The sequence below is a fragment of the Methylobacterium sp. FF17 genome (assembly GCF_025813715.1).
GTDB lineage: Bacteria > Pseudomonadota > Alphaproteobacteria > Rhizobiales > Beijerinckiaceae > Methylobacterium > Methylobacterium flocculans.
This window is the reverse complement of sequence record NZ_CP107532.1, coordinates 1,701,416-1,714,922: the sequence shown is the minus strand read 5'-3', so window position 1 is coordinate 1,714,922 and position 13,507 is coordinate 1,701,416. Positions and strand designations below refer to the sequence as shown.

At 69.5% G+C, this 13,507-nt stretch carries 12 protein-coding genes; 6 read left to right on the top strand and 6 right to left on the bottom strand.

Annotation, left to right across the window (positions count from 1 at the left end; all coding sequences use genetic code 11):
* Positions 1–240: 240 nt before the first annotated feature.
* The 4 genes from OF380_RS07905 to OF380_RS07890 are packed head-to-tail and all read left to right on the top strand — an operon-like array spanning position 241 to position 3,022.
* Positions 241–708 carry a DUF2948 family protein gene (locus tag OF380_RS07905; RefSeq protein ID WP_264050225.1) on the top strand — a complete coding sequence of 156 codons (468 nt, stop codon included), beginning with the start codon at positions 241–243 and terminating at the stop codon, positions 706–708.
* Positions 705–2,000 carry a histidinol dehydrogenase gene (gene hisD / locus OF380_RS07900; RefSeq protein ID WP_264050224.1) on the top strand — a complete coding sequence of 432 codons (1,296 nt, stop codon included), beginning with the start codon at positions 705–707 and terminating at the stop codon, positions 1,998–2,000. Before OF380_RS07905 ends, hisD begins: the two co-directional genes overlap by 4 nt.
* Before the next feature lie 7 nt (positions 2,001–2,007).
* A complete protein-coding gene (locus OF380_RS07895) occupies positions 2,008–2,520 on the top strand; it encodes a UPF0262 family protein (protein WP_264050223.1) in 513 nt (170 codons plus the stop codon).
* A 40-nt stretch (positions 2,521–2,560) separates the two neighbouring features.
* A complete protein-coding gene (locus OF380_RS07890) occupies positions 2,561–3,022 on the top strand; it encodes an arsenate-mycothiol transferase ArsC (RefSeq protein ID WP_264050222.1) in 462 nt (153 codons plus the stop codon).
* A gap of 392 nt (positions 3,023–3,414) precedes the next feature.
* Here OF380_RS07890 and OF380_RS07885 read toward each other — a convergent pair whose 3' ends face one another.
* Together OF380_RS07885 and OF380_RS07880 are read right to left on the bottom strand one after the other, a co-directional pair.
* Positions 3,415–6,615: a multicopper oxidase domain-containing protein gene (locus tag OF380_RS07885; protein WP_264050221.1), complete on the bottom strand. Its 3,201-nt coding sequence runs from the start codon at positions 6,613–6,615 to the stop codon at positions 3,415–3,417.
* 554 nt (positions 6,616–7,169) lie between these two features.
* Complete coding sequence (locus OF380_RS07880) at positions 7,170–8,072, bottom strand: C40 family peptidase (RefSeq protein ID WP_264050220.1); 903 nt, start codon at positions 8,070–8,072, stop codon at positions 7,170–7,172.
* Positions 8,073–8,339: 267 nt separating this feature from the next.
* Between OF380_RS07880 and OF380_RS07875 the strand changes: the two genes are divergently transcribed.
* Positions 8,340–8,678 (top strand): hypothetical protein, encoded by a 339-nt coding sequence (locus OF380_RS07875; protein WP_264050219.1) that lies wholly within the window; start codon positions 8,340–8,342, stop codon positions 8,676–8,678.
* Positions 8,679–8,688: 10 nt separating this feature from the next.
* Here OF380_RS07875 and OF380_RS07870 read toward each other — a convergent pair whose 3' ends face one another.
* The 3 genes from OF380_RS07870 to OF380_RS07860 all read right to left on the bottom strand — a co-directional run bounded on the left by OF380_RS07870 (position 8,689) and on the right by OF380_RS07860 (position 11,187).
* Complete coding sequence (locus OF380_RS07870; RefSeq protein ID WP_264050218.1) at positions 8,689–9,372, bottom strand: SDR family oxidoreductase; 684 nt, start codon at positions 9,370–9,372, stop codon at positions 8,689–8,691.
* Positions 9,373–9,533: 161 nt separating this feature from the next.
* Entirely contained in the window at positions 9,534–10,823 is a 1,290-nt protein-coding gene (gene murA, locus OF380_RS07865; RefSeq protein ID WP_264050217.1) for a UDP-N-acetylglucosamine 1-carboxyvinyltransferase, read from the bottom strand.
* A 175-nt stretch (positions 10,824–10,998) separates the two neighbouring features.
* A complete protein-coding gene (locus OF380_RS07860) occupies positions 10,999–11,187 on the bottom strand; it encodes a hypothetical protein (protein ID WP_264050216.1) in 189 nt (62 codons plus the stop codon).
* A gap of 335 nt (positions 11,188–11,522) precedes the next feature.
* Here OF380_RS07860 and hemA point away from each other — a divergent pair, with 335 nt between their 5' ends.
* Complete coding sequence (gene hemA / locus OF380_RS07855) at positions 11,523–12,866, top strand: 5-aminolevulinate synthase (RefSeq protein WP_264051234.1); 1,344 nt, start codon at positions 11,523–11,525, stop codon at positions 12,864–12,866.
* Positions 12,867–12,873: 7 nt separating this feature from the next.
* Here the strand turns inward: hemA and OF380_RS07850 are convergent, their stop codons facing one another.
* The gene (locus OF380_RS07850) at positions 12,874–13,401 is read right to left on the bottom strand and encodes a TspO/MBR family protein (RefSeq protein ID WP_264050215.1); all 528 of its coding nucleotides are present in this window, start codon (positions 13,399–13,401) and stop codon (positions 12,874–12,876) included.
* Positions 13,402–13,507: the final 106 nt, after the last annotated feature.

The following is a 13,507-nucleotide window of genomic DNA, read 5'->3' as shown; positions in this document are numbered from 1 at the left end:
TGCGGCCGACACGTTACGAACTCCGTCCCGCCGGCCCCGGGGACAGGCGGCGCAGCGACGCGTCCCTAGCAGGTTCGGCAACCGGAACAATGGCGGAGCTCCCCGGCACGCGCGCATCGGCGATGGCGCCGGTTGCCGTGGGCGGGTCGCCTCGCTACCTACGGCTCGGTAAAAGCCTCGAACCGCCGAGCCCGCTTCGCCGGCGAAGGCTCGGGACCGACAGGAGCGCGACACCCCGCCATGGAGCTTCTCAAGCTCGCCGCCCTCGATACCGAAGACCTGGGCGTGATCTCCGCGCATCTCCAGGACGCCATCCTGCGGGCGGGCGACCTCGCCTATCTCAGCGCCCAGCACCGCTTCGTCCTGGTGGCACGGCGCTTCGACTGGTCGGCCGAGGACGACGCGCCGCCGCGCCGCCGCCTCACGGGGGTGCATTTCGAGCGGGTGCTGAAGGTCCGCACGCGCGGCATCACGCCCGGGGCCGCGTCCGAGGCGCCCCTCGAACTCCTCGCCATCACCTTCGCGCCCACCGAGGCACCCTCGGGCATCGCCACCCTGGTCTTCGCCGGGGGGCCCGCGATCCAGCTCGAGCTCGAATGCATCGAGGTGCAGCTGAAGGACCTCGGTCCGGTCTGGGAGGTGGAGGGGCGGCCCGACCACGAGGCCGCCGCCGCCGGACGCGCCGCGATCGAAGGACACGACCGATGATCCGCCTGGATTCCCGCGAGGGCGACTTCGCCGCCGCCTTCACCCGCCTGCTCAGCGTCAAGCGCGAGATCTCGGAGGATGTGGACGAGACCGTGCGCGGCATCATCGCGGGCGTGGTCTCGGGCGGCGACGCGGCGCTCGTCGACTACACCCGCCGCTTCGACCGCTTCGGCGAGGACTTCACCGTGGCGTCCCTCCGGGTCACCCCGGCCGAGATCGAGGCTGCCATCGCGGCCTGCCCGGCGGACGCCCTGGAAGCCCTGCGCTTCGCGGCCGCGCGCATCGATGCGTTCCACGCCGCGCAGGTTCCCGGCGACCACATGGCCACGGACAGCCTCGGGGTCACGGCCGGCTGGCGCTGGACGGCGCTGGAATCGGTGGGCCTCTACGTCCCCGGCGGCACCGCGAGCTATCCCTCCTCGGTGCTGATGAACGCGATTCCCGCCCGCGTCGCCGGGGTGCCCCGCGTCGTCATGGTGGTGCCGATGCCCGAAGGCACCCTGAACCCCCTGGTGCTCGCCGCCGCGCATCTCGCCGGCGTCGACGAGGTCTACCGGGTCGGCGGCGCGCAGGCGGTGGCGGCCCTCGCCTACGGCACGGACACGATCGCCCCCGTGGCCAAGATCGTCGGCCCGGGCAATGCCTGGGTGGCGGCGGCCAAGCGCCGGGTGTTCGGTCAGGTCGGCATCGACATGATCGCGGGCCCGTCCGAGGTGCTGATCCTCGCCGATGCGCAGGCCAACCCCGACTGGGTGGCGGCCGACCTCCTGGCCCAGGCGGAGCACGACGCGGCGGCCCAATCGATCCTGATCACCGATTCCGAGCGCCTCGCCGGGGACGTGGCCGAGGCCGTCGAGCGGGCCCTCGCCACCCTGCCGCGCGCCGAGATCGCCCGGGCGAGCTGGCGCGATTACGGCGCCATCATCGTGGTGCGGGACTTCGACGAGGCCGTGCCCCTGGTCGACCGCCTCGCCCCCGAGCACCTCGAGATCGAGACGGCGGATGCCGAGGCCCTCGGGGCCAAGGTGCGCAATGCCGGCGCGATCTTCCTCGGCGCGCACACGCCGGAGGCCATCGGCGACTACGTCGGCGGGCCCAACCACGTCCTGCCCACCGCCCGCTCGGCGCGGTTCTCCTCGGGGCTCGGCGTCCTCGACTTCATGAAGCGCACCACGATCCTGCGCTGCGACCCGGCGGCCCTGCGGGCGCTCGGGCCCGCGGCCATCGCCCTCGGCCGCTCGGAGGGCCTCGAGGGCCATGCCCGTTCGGTGGCCATCCGCCTGAACCTGTGAGGGCCTGATGTCCGGCACGGCCAAATCCAGCGACCTCAAGTCCCGCGAACCGAAGTCGCCCCACCGGCTCGCGGCGGTGACCCTCGACGAGGAGTCGATCGGGCGGGGCAACCCCGACCAGGAGCACGAGCGCGCCATCGCGATCTTCGACATCCTGGAGGACAACAGCTTCACGGTGCCGGGCCGCGAGGGCCCCTATGCCCTCACCCTCGGCCTCGTCGAGAGCAAGCTCGCCCTCGTGATCCGGCGCGAGGAAGGCGAGCCGGTGATGACCCACCTCCTGTCGCTGACCCCGTTCCGGCGGGTGATCCGCGACTACGAGATGATCTGCGAGAGCTATTACAACGCCATCCGCACCGCCTCGCCGACCCAGATCGAGGCGATCGACATGGGCCGGCGCGGCCTCCACAACGAGGCCTCGGAGCTGCTGCGCCAGCGCCTCGAAGGCAAGGTCGACCTCGACCACGACACCGCGCGGCGCCTCTTCACCCTGGTCTTCGCCTTGCACTGGAAGGCCTGAGGCGCGACCTCTCTCTAACGCGCGAGGCTGAGAAGACCGGATGGCGGACGCGACCGGCCCGAAGAAGACGCGTGTGCAATCGGCCCTGTTCATGTGCAACTTCAACGCCGTGCGTTCGCTCGCGGCGGAGGCGATCGCGCGCCACTACTTCGGCCGATCGATCTACGTGCAATCGGCCGGCGTGCGCTCCGGCGAGCCCGCCGATCCCTTCATGGTGGCGGCGCTGGACGAGATCGGCATCGATGCGGCGCGCCACAAGCCGCGCACCCTCGCCCAGCTGGAAGAGTGGGAGGGGCTGAATTTCGACCTCATCATCACCCTGGCGCCCGAAGCCCACCACGCCGCCCTGGAACTGACCCGCACCAACGCGGTCGACGTGGAGTACTGGCCGACGCCGGACCCCACCCACATCCAGGACGGCACCCGCGAGCAGCGCCTCGACGCCTACCGCGACGTCCGCGACGGGCTGGTCTACCGCATCAAGATGCGGCTGAAGGGGTAGCGGGCTCCAACCCGATCGCGCGACCCTCCGCGTTGTCCAGGTTTGCCTCCCGGTGATGTCTGCCGAGGGTGGATGGGCGCCGGTCTACTTCCGAGCCCTGAACCGTAAGCCGCAGACGCTCGAGTCGTGACCGGCACGACTCCTCCGCTCGCGCTCAAGCATGTGACGGGCCCTGTCCGCTGCGAGCAGGCCCTGTTCGCCACGAGCAGGCCCTGTTCGCCACGAGAATGACCGGGCCGATACGAGGCCTGCCGGGTGATGCGCCTCGATGCGTGGGGCTCATCGAGGCGCGGTGTCCGCTGACCGACGCGTCAGGTCACGGCGCGTCATGGCCGAACCTGACGCCGACGACGCCGGTCCGTCGACACCCTGAACAGGCACGGACCGGCCCGTCAGTCTCCACCGAGGACGGCAACAGGTGCCCCGGCAAGGTGTGCCGCCTCTCCCAGCGCGCGCGCCTCCAGCCGGGATGCATCGCTGCGGGAGCGGGCAAAATCGAACGCGAGGACACGCGCATCGGTCCCCGGACCGGCAGCGCCACCCACCAGCAGATTCGCACCCATCGTCGTGCTCGTGGTCGCCACGTGAACGCTGCCCCCCTGACCGAACGGGTTCAGGCTGGCAATCTCGCGGAAATGGGCGCCGTGGCCGTGTTCGGTCGGGCTATGAAGGTACATGTCCGGCCCTCCGTCCAGCGCCGAGCCACTCGAGAACACTTTGACGATCCCCTCGCCGGCGAGTTGACCGACGACGATACGCTTCGCGCCGCCGAGCGCGCCGGCGAGCCACCCGGTCGCGAGCGACACACCGCCCGTGTAGGCGGGTCCGAAGGGGCTGAACCGCGCGGTGTTCACCGGCGTGTCGATGCGGGTGCCGTGCAGGCCGGCATGGTCCGCCGACTTGTCTCCGGCTGTCGGTTTGGCTCCGGCGATCGGCTTGAGGAGCGGGAAGGCGAACACTTTGACGTCTGTCTGCGTGCCGGCGCCGGGCGCGGTGACGATGCTGTTGCGACCCGTGGAGAAATCCACGAAGCCGGTTGCAAGGCTGACGCCCGTGGTCTCGCCCGGATAGGGACTGAAGCTCGCGAACAGTTTCGGGGCGGTCCCCGGCGCAGGCAGCGCCGTGCCGTAAACGCGTACGGCGCTCTGCGCACCGGGGCCGGAGCCGACCACGATGTTGTCGGCGGTGGTGCCGTCGATCTGCGTCGCCGCCACGCTGATGCCACCCCGTGCGGCGGGCTCGAAGACCGGAAAGCGCGCCAGTTCCGTCGCGAAGGCGGTCTTGCCGGGGCCCGCTACGCCCGAGAACACGATCACTTCCGGAGCCAGGCCCTGACCCGACCCCACCACGAGGTCGAGCACGCCGTTTCCGTCGACATCGCCCATGGCGACGCTCAGGCTTCCCTCGTAGCCGGGGAACGGGGTGAGCGTGGCGATGAGGCGGTGATCGGCACCGTCGAGGACGCGCACCTGCGTCGCCCTGCCCGGAGCTCCGGGTACGACGAGTGCGTAGCTGGAGATGGCCGGGATGACGTTGATCAGCGCCATCAGGCCATTGTCCTCGTGGTTGAGGCGGTGGCAATGCATGACGAACAGGCCGTCATAGGTATCGAATCGGGTGCGGATGGTGAGGAGCCCCGGCTCGATCACGCTCTCGTCGATCTGCATCGTCGGCGCCGGCGCGTTGGCGTTGTCGACGCCGAACCGGTCGGGTCCGGTGCGCAGGCCCGTGGTCGGGTCGTAATAGTCGATCACCTGGAAATCATTCACGTGGACGTGGATCGGGTGCTCGTCGTTGTTGTGATTGATGAAGCGCCATTCCTCCACCGAGCCGAGCCGGGGCTGGAGCAGCGGCATGTTGGGAAAGGCCGCGGCATCGAAGGCGTAGACGAACGCCTTGGGGTCGCTGGTCGTCGCCTTGTCGTTGAGGAAACCACCGGAGATCAGGATCTTGCGCGTCACGTCGGGCTTGGCGTCGGTGAGGTCCACGAACGAGGTGTAGGCGCCGAGCTTCTCACCGCCGGGGAAGGCGACGGTGGTCCCGCCGGACCCTGCCGAGACGGCGGTCGCCAGCTTCTGGGTCGGGAAGGCGAAAAAGCCGTCGACATAGCTCACTGCCGAAGGCTGCACGCTCACGCTGCCGAGTACGGCCGTCGGGTTCGGGGTGCCATTGCTGGTGTAGAGGATGCCGGGCTGGGTGATGGTCTTGCCGCCGCCGCCGCGCGGGGGCATTTCCAGCACGAGGTCGCCCTCGGCGGGCATCGTCACCGCGATGGCAAAGCGGCTCGCCGGCGGGATCAGCAGCCGCGTGCCGTCCTCGGTCGGCGGATAATGCACCTCTCCGGCCGGGTTGCCGTCCTGACCGACGATCGCGATCCGTGGATGCCGCCCGGTCGCCGTCTCGGTCAACTGCACGTTGATGTAGGCAAAATCGCTGACATTCGCGAGAACCCAGATCTCGGTCTGGCCAGCCTTGCTTCGGATCACCGGCTGGAATTGGCCGTTGACCGTGAACTGTACGTCGCGCTCGGCGTCCGGCAGGGCGGGATTCGCCGGCAGGTCGAGGGCGGACCGCCCATCGCTGGCGGTGAAGCGCTGCAGGTTGCTCGGGATCGTCTGCAGAAGACCGCGATCGTTGCGGATCGATAGGGGCCCGGAATACCAGCCGGTGGGAAATTTCGTGCCTGCCGGCGAGGAGGCGAAATTCACGGGCGCGAGAAGCGGGCGATAGGTGCCCCTCGCCAGTTCGTCGCCCTTGGGCGGCACGATGGTGCTGACGTATTGCGGCCAGTTGGCGTTGTTGAGCTGCGGCGCGGCACCCTTTCGGTCGAAGACGAAATTGTATTGCAGCAGCATGTTGCGGATCGGAAGCCGTTCGCGCGTCACAGCCGGCAGATTGCCGTCGGTCCGTCCGATCGCGAGCAGGCCCGCGAGGCCCATATAGGCATGCGGCGCAGTCAGGCTGTGCAGGTGGCTATGGTACCAGTAGGCACCCTGCGGCATGTCCCGAGGCACATCGTACGTGTAGGTGTTCGACATCCCTGCCGGGATGTAGAGCATGACGTTGTCAGAATTACCCTTCGGCGAGATATGCACACCGTGAACGTGAAGGTTCAGCGGTGAGTCCTTCAGCTGGATTGGGTAGAGCGGGACATTGCCACCTTTCGACGTGTATTGCGGACTGAAATAGTCTGCAATCGTGAGGCCGCTCAGCGCATTGTCGAGATGGACGATTAACCGCTCGCCAGGATACACCTGCAGGGTCGGCGCCGGAAACAGTCCCTTGCCGTCGCGCACGCCGTTCGAGGCGGTTCCGCGGATGATTTCGTAGTCGAACAGCAGGAAGTTCTCGACCGGCTTTGTCGCCGTATCGAGGCTGACGCGTCCCTGGCGGGCCGTGAGCCGGACTTCCAGGACGCCGTCCTTGGTCGCCAACGTCACCGGCTCGCGGAACTCGGATGCGGTGGTTCCCGACCCCTGTGCGGCGGCGCGCGAGATCGTACAGATCAGAGCGGGGCCGGAAACGACGATCGCCGCCGCGAGAACCCTCAGCACTGCCGACCGGCGGTGCGAGCGGACAGGAGCCTCAATCATCGATGTTCTCGCCCAATGGGGATCAGGATCAACCGGTGCGGCTCAGGGGCCGTGGCACTCGCCGGAGCATCCGCTCCTTTGAGGCCGGCACCCCCGTCGCCTGCATTCCGCAACCGGCCGGCACGCTAGTGCATCGCCTCCGAAATAGGGAGTGAAAAAGCGTGGCCGTTGTGGAGGCCGGACCAATTCAAAGCCGCTTTGGCGAAGTAAAAACAGGCCAGTTGCGCCCGGCAGCATGAAAAATGAATGGATTTGATCCGGCTCTTGATTCCATCCGGTTTCATGGACAGGTATCGGACGTCGATAGCTGCCTAAATATTTGAGTAATCTTAAATGATCACCGCGCGAGATTCCCGATGTTTTCCAACAAACAGCGCACCAAAACGGCCGACCGCTTTCGGGATTCGATGAAATTGCCTTTCAGAGCATGGGCGATTCGCAACCGGACTCTCGCAACGCGTGCAGGGCCTCGGATTTGACCCATTCGCAAGGTGTTGAAAAAGTCCACTCGGGCAAATCGGGCACGCACGTCCGGTGCCCCCACCAGCGCTCAGTCACCTCACCGTCCTGAACGGCTGTTCGACGTTTTCGACGGCCTGCGAGAGCCGCCGGATCGCAGTCACCGGGCCGAAGCTCTTCTCCCGGATGCGGGCCACCGCCGCGGCCAGCGGTTCCACCGCCACCGCCATGTGATGGCCGTTGGCGTGGATGAGCCGAGTGGCGTCGAGCATCAGTCCGACATGGCCGCGCCAGAACACGAAGTCGCCGCGTCGCAGACCGTCGAAGTCGAGGGGCAGCGCGTCTCCCAGCCCGCGTTCCTGCTGGTCGGCGTCGCGGGGCGCCGGGATCCCGGCCTGTGCGAGGCAGAGCTGGACGAGTCCGGAGCAGTCGAGGCCGAGGCTGGTGCGCCCGCCCCAGAGGTAGGGCGTGCCGGCGAGGCGCTCGGCCGTGGCGGCGTAGTCCGGCTCGTGCCTGTCGAGCGGCGCGCAATGGCCGGCGAAGACGTAGCCGCCGGTCGCCAGCCGGTGATAGTCGCCGACCGTCTCCGCCACGCGGAGGTAGGCGCCGAGCGTCAGGTGGCCGCCCACCGGCTGCTTCAGGTCCGGACCGGGATAGAGGAAGCTGCGCAGGGCCGTGACCCGGTGGGTCGCGGCGGTGGGGGGGCCGAGGGCCGCCTCCGGCAGGTAGCCGACATAGCCGTCGTGGTGGAACTGGACGAAGGCGAAGCCTTCGTCCGCGCCGTAGAACGTCACGGTGTCGCCCAGCACCGCCTCCGTCTCCAGGCCGGCATCGAAGCGCGGCGTCCGCCGTAAGGGCGCGGAGGGCACCACCACGCCGCGCGGCTCGCCCGCCACGTAGCGGTCCGCCTCGACATGGCCGCGCAGGCGCGCATCGGCGATCTCGGGCCGGGCCGGGACGAGGCGAGGGTCTGACAGGTCGAACGAAGCGATCGGCATGGGAGGATTATCGGCCCTGCCGGAGGGCACCGCAACCGCCGGCAGGGGTTCTCGGACGACGCGGCATTTCGACGCTGAAGGATGCGGATCCGGGGGTGGAACGCTTCTCGGAGGAGGGACTGCTCCTCGGGCCGGGGTCGGCCCGACCACGGGATTTCGGAGACCGCGCCGCGATGCGCGGCGCGCACGGGTCGCCCGCGACTTTGTGCGCTGCACAAACGGCCGTATCGCGGGTATGGTCAGGGGATGCCGAATGCGAGTCGCGCCGTGAAGAAGACCTCGAAATCCTTCCAGGATCTGCCGCCGATCCGCGTGCGCCGCGAGCCGCCGACGATTCCCGAGGCGGTCGCCGCCGCGCAGGACCTCGCCGACGACCTCGAGCAGCAGGTCGAGATCGCCGCCGGCCTGATCGGCCTGCCCCTCGACGCCGTGCGCGAGCACGTGGTCGCCGCCGCCAAGGCCAAGCCGGCGACGGAGCGGATGCCGGAGCGCATCCTCACCGCCGCGAGCCCGAGCCGGGCGCCGCGCACGGTCATCGTCGAGCGCCGCACCCGGCCGCCCGTGGTGGTCGAGCGTCGTGGCCGCCCGCCGATCGGGCGGCCCTGAACGGCCCGGCTCACCAGTCCAGCGTCTGACCCGTGTAGTCCCGGTAGGCCGTTCCGGTCTGTCCGAGGTATCCCTCGATCACGTCGGCCGTGCCGGTGACGCTGGTGGCCACGTCGATGTCGGCCTCCGCCCCGCCCATCTCGGTGCGGACCCAGCCCGGATGCAGCAGCAGCACGCCGAGGCCCTTCTCGCGGTGGCGGATCTCGAAGCTGCGCGCGAGGGTGTTGAGGGCGGCCTTGCTCGCCCGGTACGTCTCCCAGCCGCCGGATTCGTTGAGGGCGACGCTGCCGAGGATCGAGCTCATGAAGGCGACGAGGCCCTGCGGCGCGAGCCGGTCGAGGAAGGCTTCCGCGAAGCGCACCGGGCTCACCGCGTTGGTGAGATAGACCCGGGCCGCCACGTCGCGCGGGACTTCGTGGAGCGGGTCGTGGGCCTGGGTGGCGACGCCGGCCACCACGAAGATCAGGTCGAAGCTCTGGCCGGCGAGGCGCCCGTGCAGGGCCGCCACGGCGGCATCGTCGTCGATGTCGGCGGTCTCCACCCGGAGGGCATCGCAGGACAGACCGGCGAGGCCCGGCGAGGCGGAGCGCTGCGTCGCGGTCACCCGCCAGCCCCGTTGCAGGAAGGTCTCGACGAGGCCGAGGCCGAGGCCGCGCGAGGCCCCGACGATGAGCGCGTTCTTCTGGGTTGCCATGGTGTTCGGACCCCTGGGTGTCGGCACGGCACGAAGCCGGCAGTTCGGCGTGACCGGCGGCATCGGAAAGCCGGACCCGAGCGGGTCAGATGCGCCGGCGCATCTGACCCAACGCAAAGAAACCCCGTCCGGTCCCGGGCGCGTCCGGGCCGGACCCTGCCTCAGGCGCGCACGCGGGTGATCTCGGCGCCGCAGCGGGCGAGCTTGGCCTCCAGGGCCTCGAAGCCGCGATCGAGGTGGTAGACCCGGTTGATGCTGGTCTCGCCCTCCGCCGCCAGACCCGCGATCACGAGGGACACGGACGCGCGCAGGTCGGTCGCCATCACCGGGGCCCCCTTCAGGCGCTCGACGCCCTCTACGATCGCGAGATCTCCCTCGAGACGGATCTTGGCGCCGAGGCGGGCCAGTTCCTGCACGTGCATGAAGCGGTTCTCGAAGATCGTCTCGCGGATGTTCGACTGGCCCTTGGCCAGCGTCATCAGCGCCATGAACTGCGCCTGCAGGTCGGTGGGGAATCCCGGGAACGGATCGGTGGTCACGTCGACCGCCGCGATGCCGCCGCCGTTGCGGCGGATGCGGATCGTGTCGGTGCCGGTGGTGATCTCGGCGCCCGTGGTCCCGAGCACGTCGAGGGCCGAATGCAGAAGGTCGGCGCGGGTGTTCCCCAGGGTGACGTCGCCCCCGGTCATCGCCACCGCCATGGCGTAGGTACCGGTCTCGATCCGGTCGGGCAGCACGGCGTGGCGGGCGCCGTGCAGGCGCGAGACGCCCTCGATCGTGATGCGCGGCGTGCCGGCGCCCTCGATGCGGGCGCCCATCTTGGTCAGGCAGGCGGCCAGATCCACGACCTCGGGCTCGCGCGCCGCGTTCTCGATCAGGGTGGAGCCGTTGGCCAGGGCCGCCGCCATCAGCGCCACGTGGGTGCCGCCCACGGTCACCTTGGGGAAGTGGATCTCACCGCCGCGCAGGCCGTTCTTGGCGCGCGCCACCACGTAGCCGCCATCGACCTCGATCGTGGCGCCGAGGCGCTCCAGTGCCATCAGCAGGAGATCGACGGGGCGGGTGCCGATGGCGCAGCCGCCGGGCATGGAGACGCGGGCCTCGCCGAAGCGGGCGAGCAGCGGCGCGATCACCCAGAAGCTCGCCCGCATGGTCGAGACGAGTTCGTAGGGCGCCGTGGTGTCGATGACGTTCGAGGCGGTGAGCCGGATGGTCTGGCCGGTCTCCGTGGTCTGGCCGGGGCGCTTGCCCACCACCATGTGATCGACGCCGTGGTTGCCGAGGATGCGCAGGAGGGCGTTGATGTCGGCGAGGCGCGGCACGTTGCCGAGTTCCAGGGTCTCGCCGGTCATCAGGCTGGCGATCATCAGGGGCAGCGCGGCGTTCTTGGCGCCGGAGATCGGGATCACCCCGTGCAGCGGCCGGCCGCCGATGATGTTGATGCGGTCCATTGTTCCTAAAACCTTGCTCGCCAGGGGCGCTTTCGAGGTGGCGCTTTCGATGGGCGCGCGCGATGCCGCCGGCGGGAGACATCCGAACGTCGAATCCGGCGGGACGCGCGCCGCCCCCGTGGAAACGTCCACCTTATAGTCAGGTTTTGGCGAAAAGGAGGATCGCGCGGCCCGATTATGCCCGGCTGTCCGATCCGGGCGTTTCGTCCGGCCCGGGCTCGGCCGTCGCGCGGCCACGCACCTGCGCCTTGCGCCGCCGCAGGTTGTCGCGCAGGGCCGCCTTCAGGCGCTCGGCCCGCTGCTCGGCCGCGCTCTTCGGCGCTTTCGTCTCGTCCTGGGGCTGGTCCTGGAACTCGTCGGCCATGCTGCGCGGGTCCGGTTGCGGATCGAGGAAGGGGCGACGCGACGCTTCGTCCCACGACGCCGCGTCGGCTTTGCAGGGGCCGCCCGGTCAATGCAAAGCAGGAATGCGGATGTCGACTTGAACCAATTCCAAGTTCACCTGTATCGTCGCCATCGCGTCGGGGAAACCCGTGCCACCGGACGGGCTTCGTCAGCAACTCCTTCAAGAGTCTGCGTCAGGCTCGTCCCGGACGACCGATCGCATCAAGGGCCCCCCGCACGAGGGTCCGTGTGGGAAAGATCCCCGCCAAAGGCCGCGATCCCACCGCCGGCCACCAGCCCAAGCGTGAAGGACGGATGCCCGTGAACCGCATGTCCGCGACGATCAAGATCAGCGACACGAAGCAGGGAGCGGGCCAGGAATCCAGCACGGGCTGCGACCGAGGCTCCGCCCAGCGCGGCCGAACCGATTACGAGTCCCACTTCCGCACCGCCCTGGACCGCCTGCACGGCGAGCGCCGCTACCGCGTCTTCGCCGATATCGAGCGCATCGCCGGCCGCTTCCCGACCGCGCATTGGCGCAAGCCCGACGGCGGCACCTCCGAGATCACCGTATGGTGCTCGAACGACTACCTCGGCATGGGTCAGCACCCGGACGTGGTCGGCGCCATGACCCGCACGGCCGCCCGCTGCGGCGTGGGCGCCGGCGGCACCCGCAACATCGCGGGCAACAACTCGCCGCTGGTGGACCTGGAGCGCGAGCTCGCCGACCTGCACGGCAAGGAGGCGGGCCTCGTCTTCACCTCGGGCTACGTCTCGAACCAGGCCGGCATCTCGACCATCGCCAAGCTGATCCCGAACTGCCTGATCCTGTCGGACGCCTTCAACCACAACTCGATGATCGAGGGCGTGCGCCATTCCGGCTGCGAGAAGCGCGTCTTCCGCCACAACGACCTCGCCCATCTCGAGGAACTGCTGATCGCGGCGGGCGACCGCCCGAAGCTGATCGCCTTCGAGAGCGTCTATTCCATGGACGGCGACGTCTCCGACATCGGCGCGATCTGCGATCTGGCGGACCGGTACGGCGCCATGACCTACCTCGACGAGGTCCACGCGGTCGGCCTCTACGGCGCGCGCGGCGGCGGCATCTCCGAGCGCGACGGCGTGATGCACCGGGTCGACGTGATCGAGGGTACGCTCGCCAAGGGGTACGGCTGCGTGGGCGGCTACATCACCGGCTCGGCCGTCCTCTGCGACGCGGTCCGCAGCCACGCCCCGGGCTTCATCTTCACCACCGCCCTGCCGCCGGCCATCGCGGCCGCCGCCATCGCCTCGGTGCGCTACCTCAAGCGCTCGAATGCCGAGCGCGAGGCGCATCAGCGCCAGGCCGCGCGGACCAAGGCCGCCCTGGAGGCCGCCGGCCTGCCGGTGCTGCACACCGACACCCACATCGTGCCCGTGATGGTGGGCGACGCCGAGCTGTGCAAGGCGGCGGCCGACCACCTGCTCGAGCACCACGGCATCTACATCCAGCCGATCAACTACCCGACCGTGCCGCGCGGCACCGAGCGCCTGCGGATCACACCCTCGCCCTTCCACGACGATGCCCGCATCGCCAAGCTGACGGCGGCGTTGACCGAGACCTGGGACACCCTCGACCTGCCCCGCGCCGGCACGGTGTTCGTCGAGGCGGCGGAGTAAGTTTCCCTCAGTTGAGGCGCCAGATCGCGCCGGTGAGCACGGTCGCGAAGCCGACCCAGGCGGCGTAGGGCACCAGCAGCCACGCCGCCGCCCGGTCGAAGCGCCAGGACAGGCGGATCGTCCAGAGGATCATCACCCACATCGCGCCCGAGACCACCAGGGCGGCCCCGAGGGCGTGGGCGGCGAAGAAGGTCGGCGTCCAGGCGGCGTTGAGGGCGAGCTGCACCGCGAAGGCGAGGAGCGCCAGCCGCCAGGCTCCGACGGTCGGCCCCGTGCGGGGCCGGGCGCCCAGGAGCCGGAAAGCCGAGAGGGCGATCATCGCGTAGAGGATCGTCCAGGCGACGGGGAAGGCCCAGTTCGGCGGGTTGAAGGACGGCTTCGTCAGGCCCGCGTACCAGCCCTCGATGTTCGGCCCCGTGGCGGCGGAGCCCAGCACGGCCGTCAACGCCACGGGCAGGATCGCCGCCGCCAGCCGAAGCGGCAGGGACAGGGCGGGCTGCGTGGGAACGTGGGTCGGGGATGAGGCGCGGGACATGACGAACGGGATTCCTTGGTCAGAGAGTCGATCCGATACGGCATTCGCGTCATCGAAGCGGACGCCGTATCGGAGCAGCCGGCGCGGCGCCTGAGCGAGGCCCGAA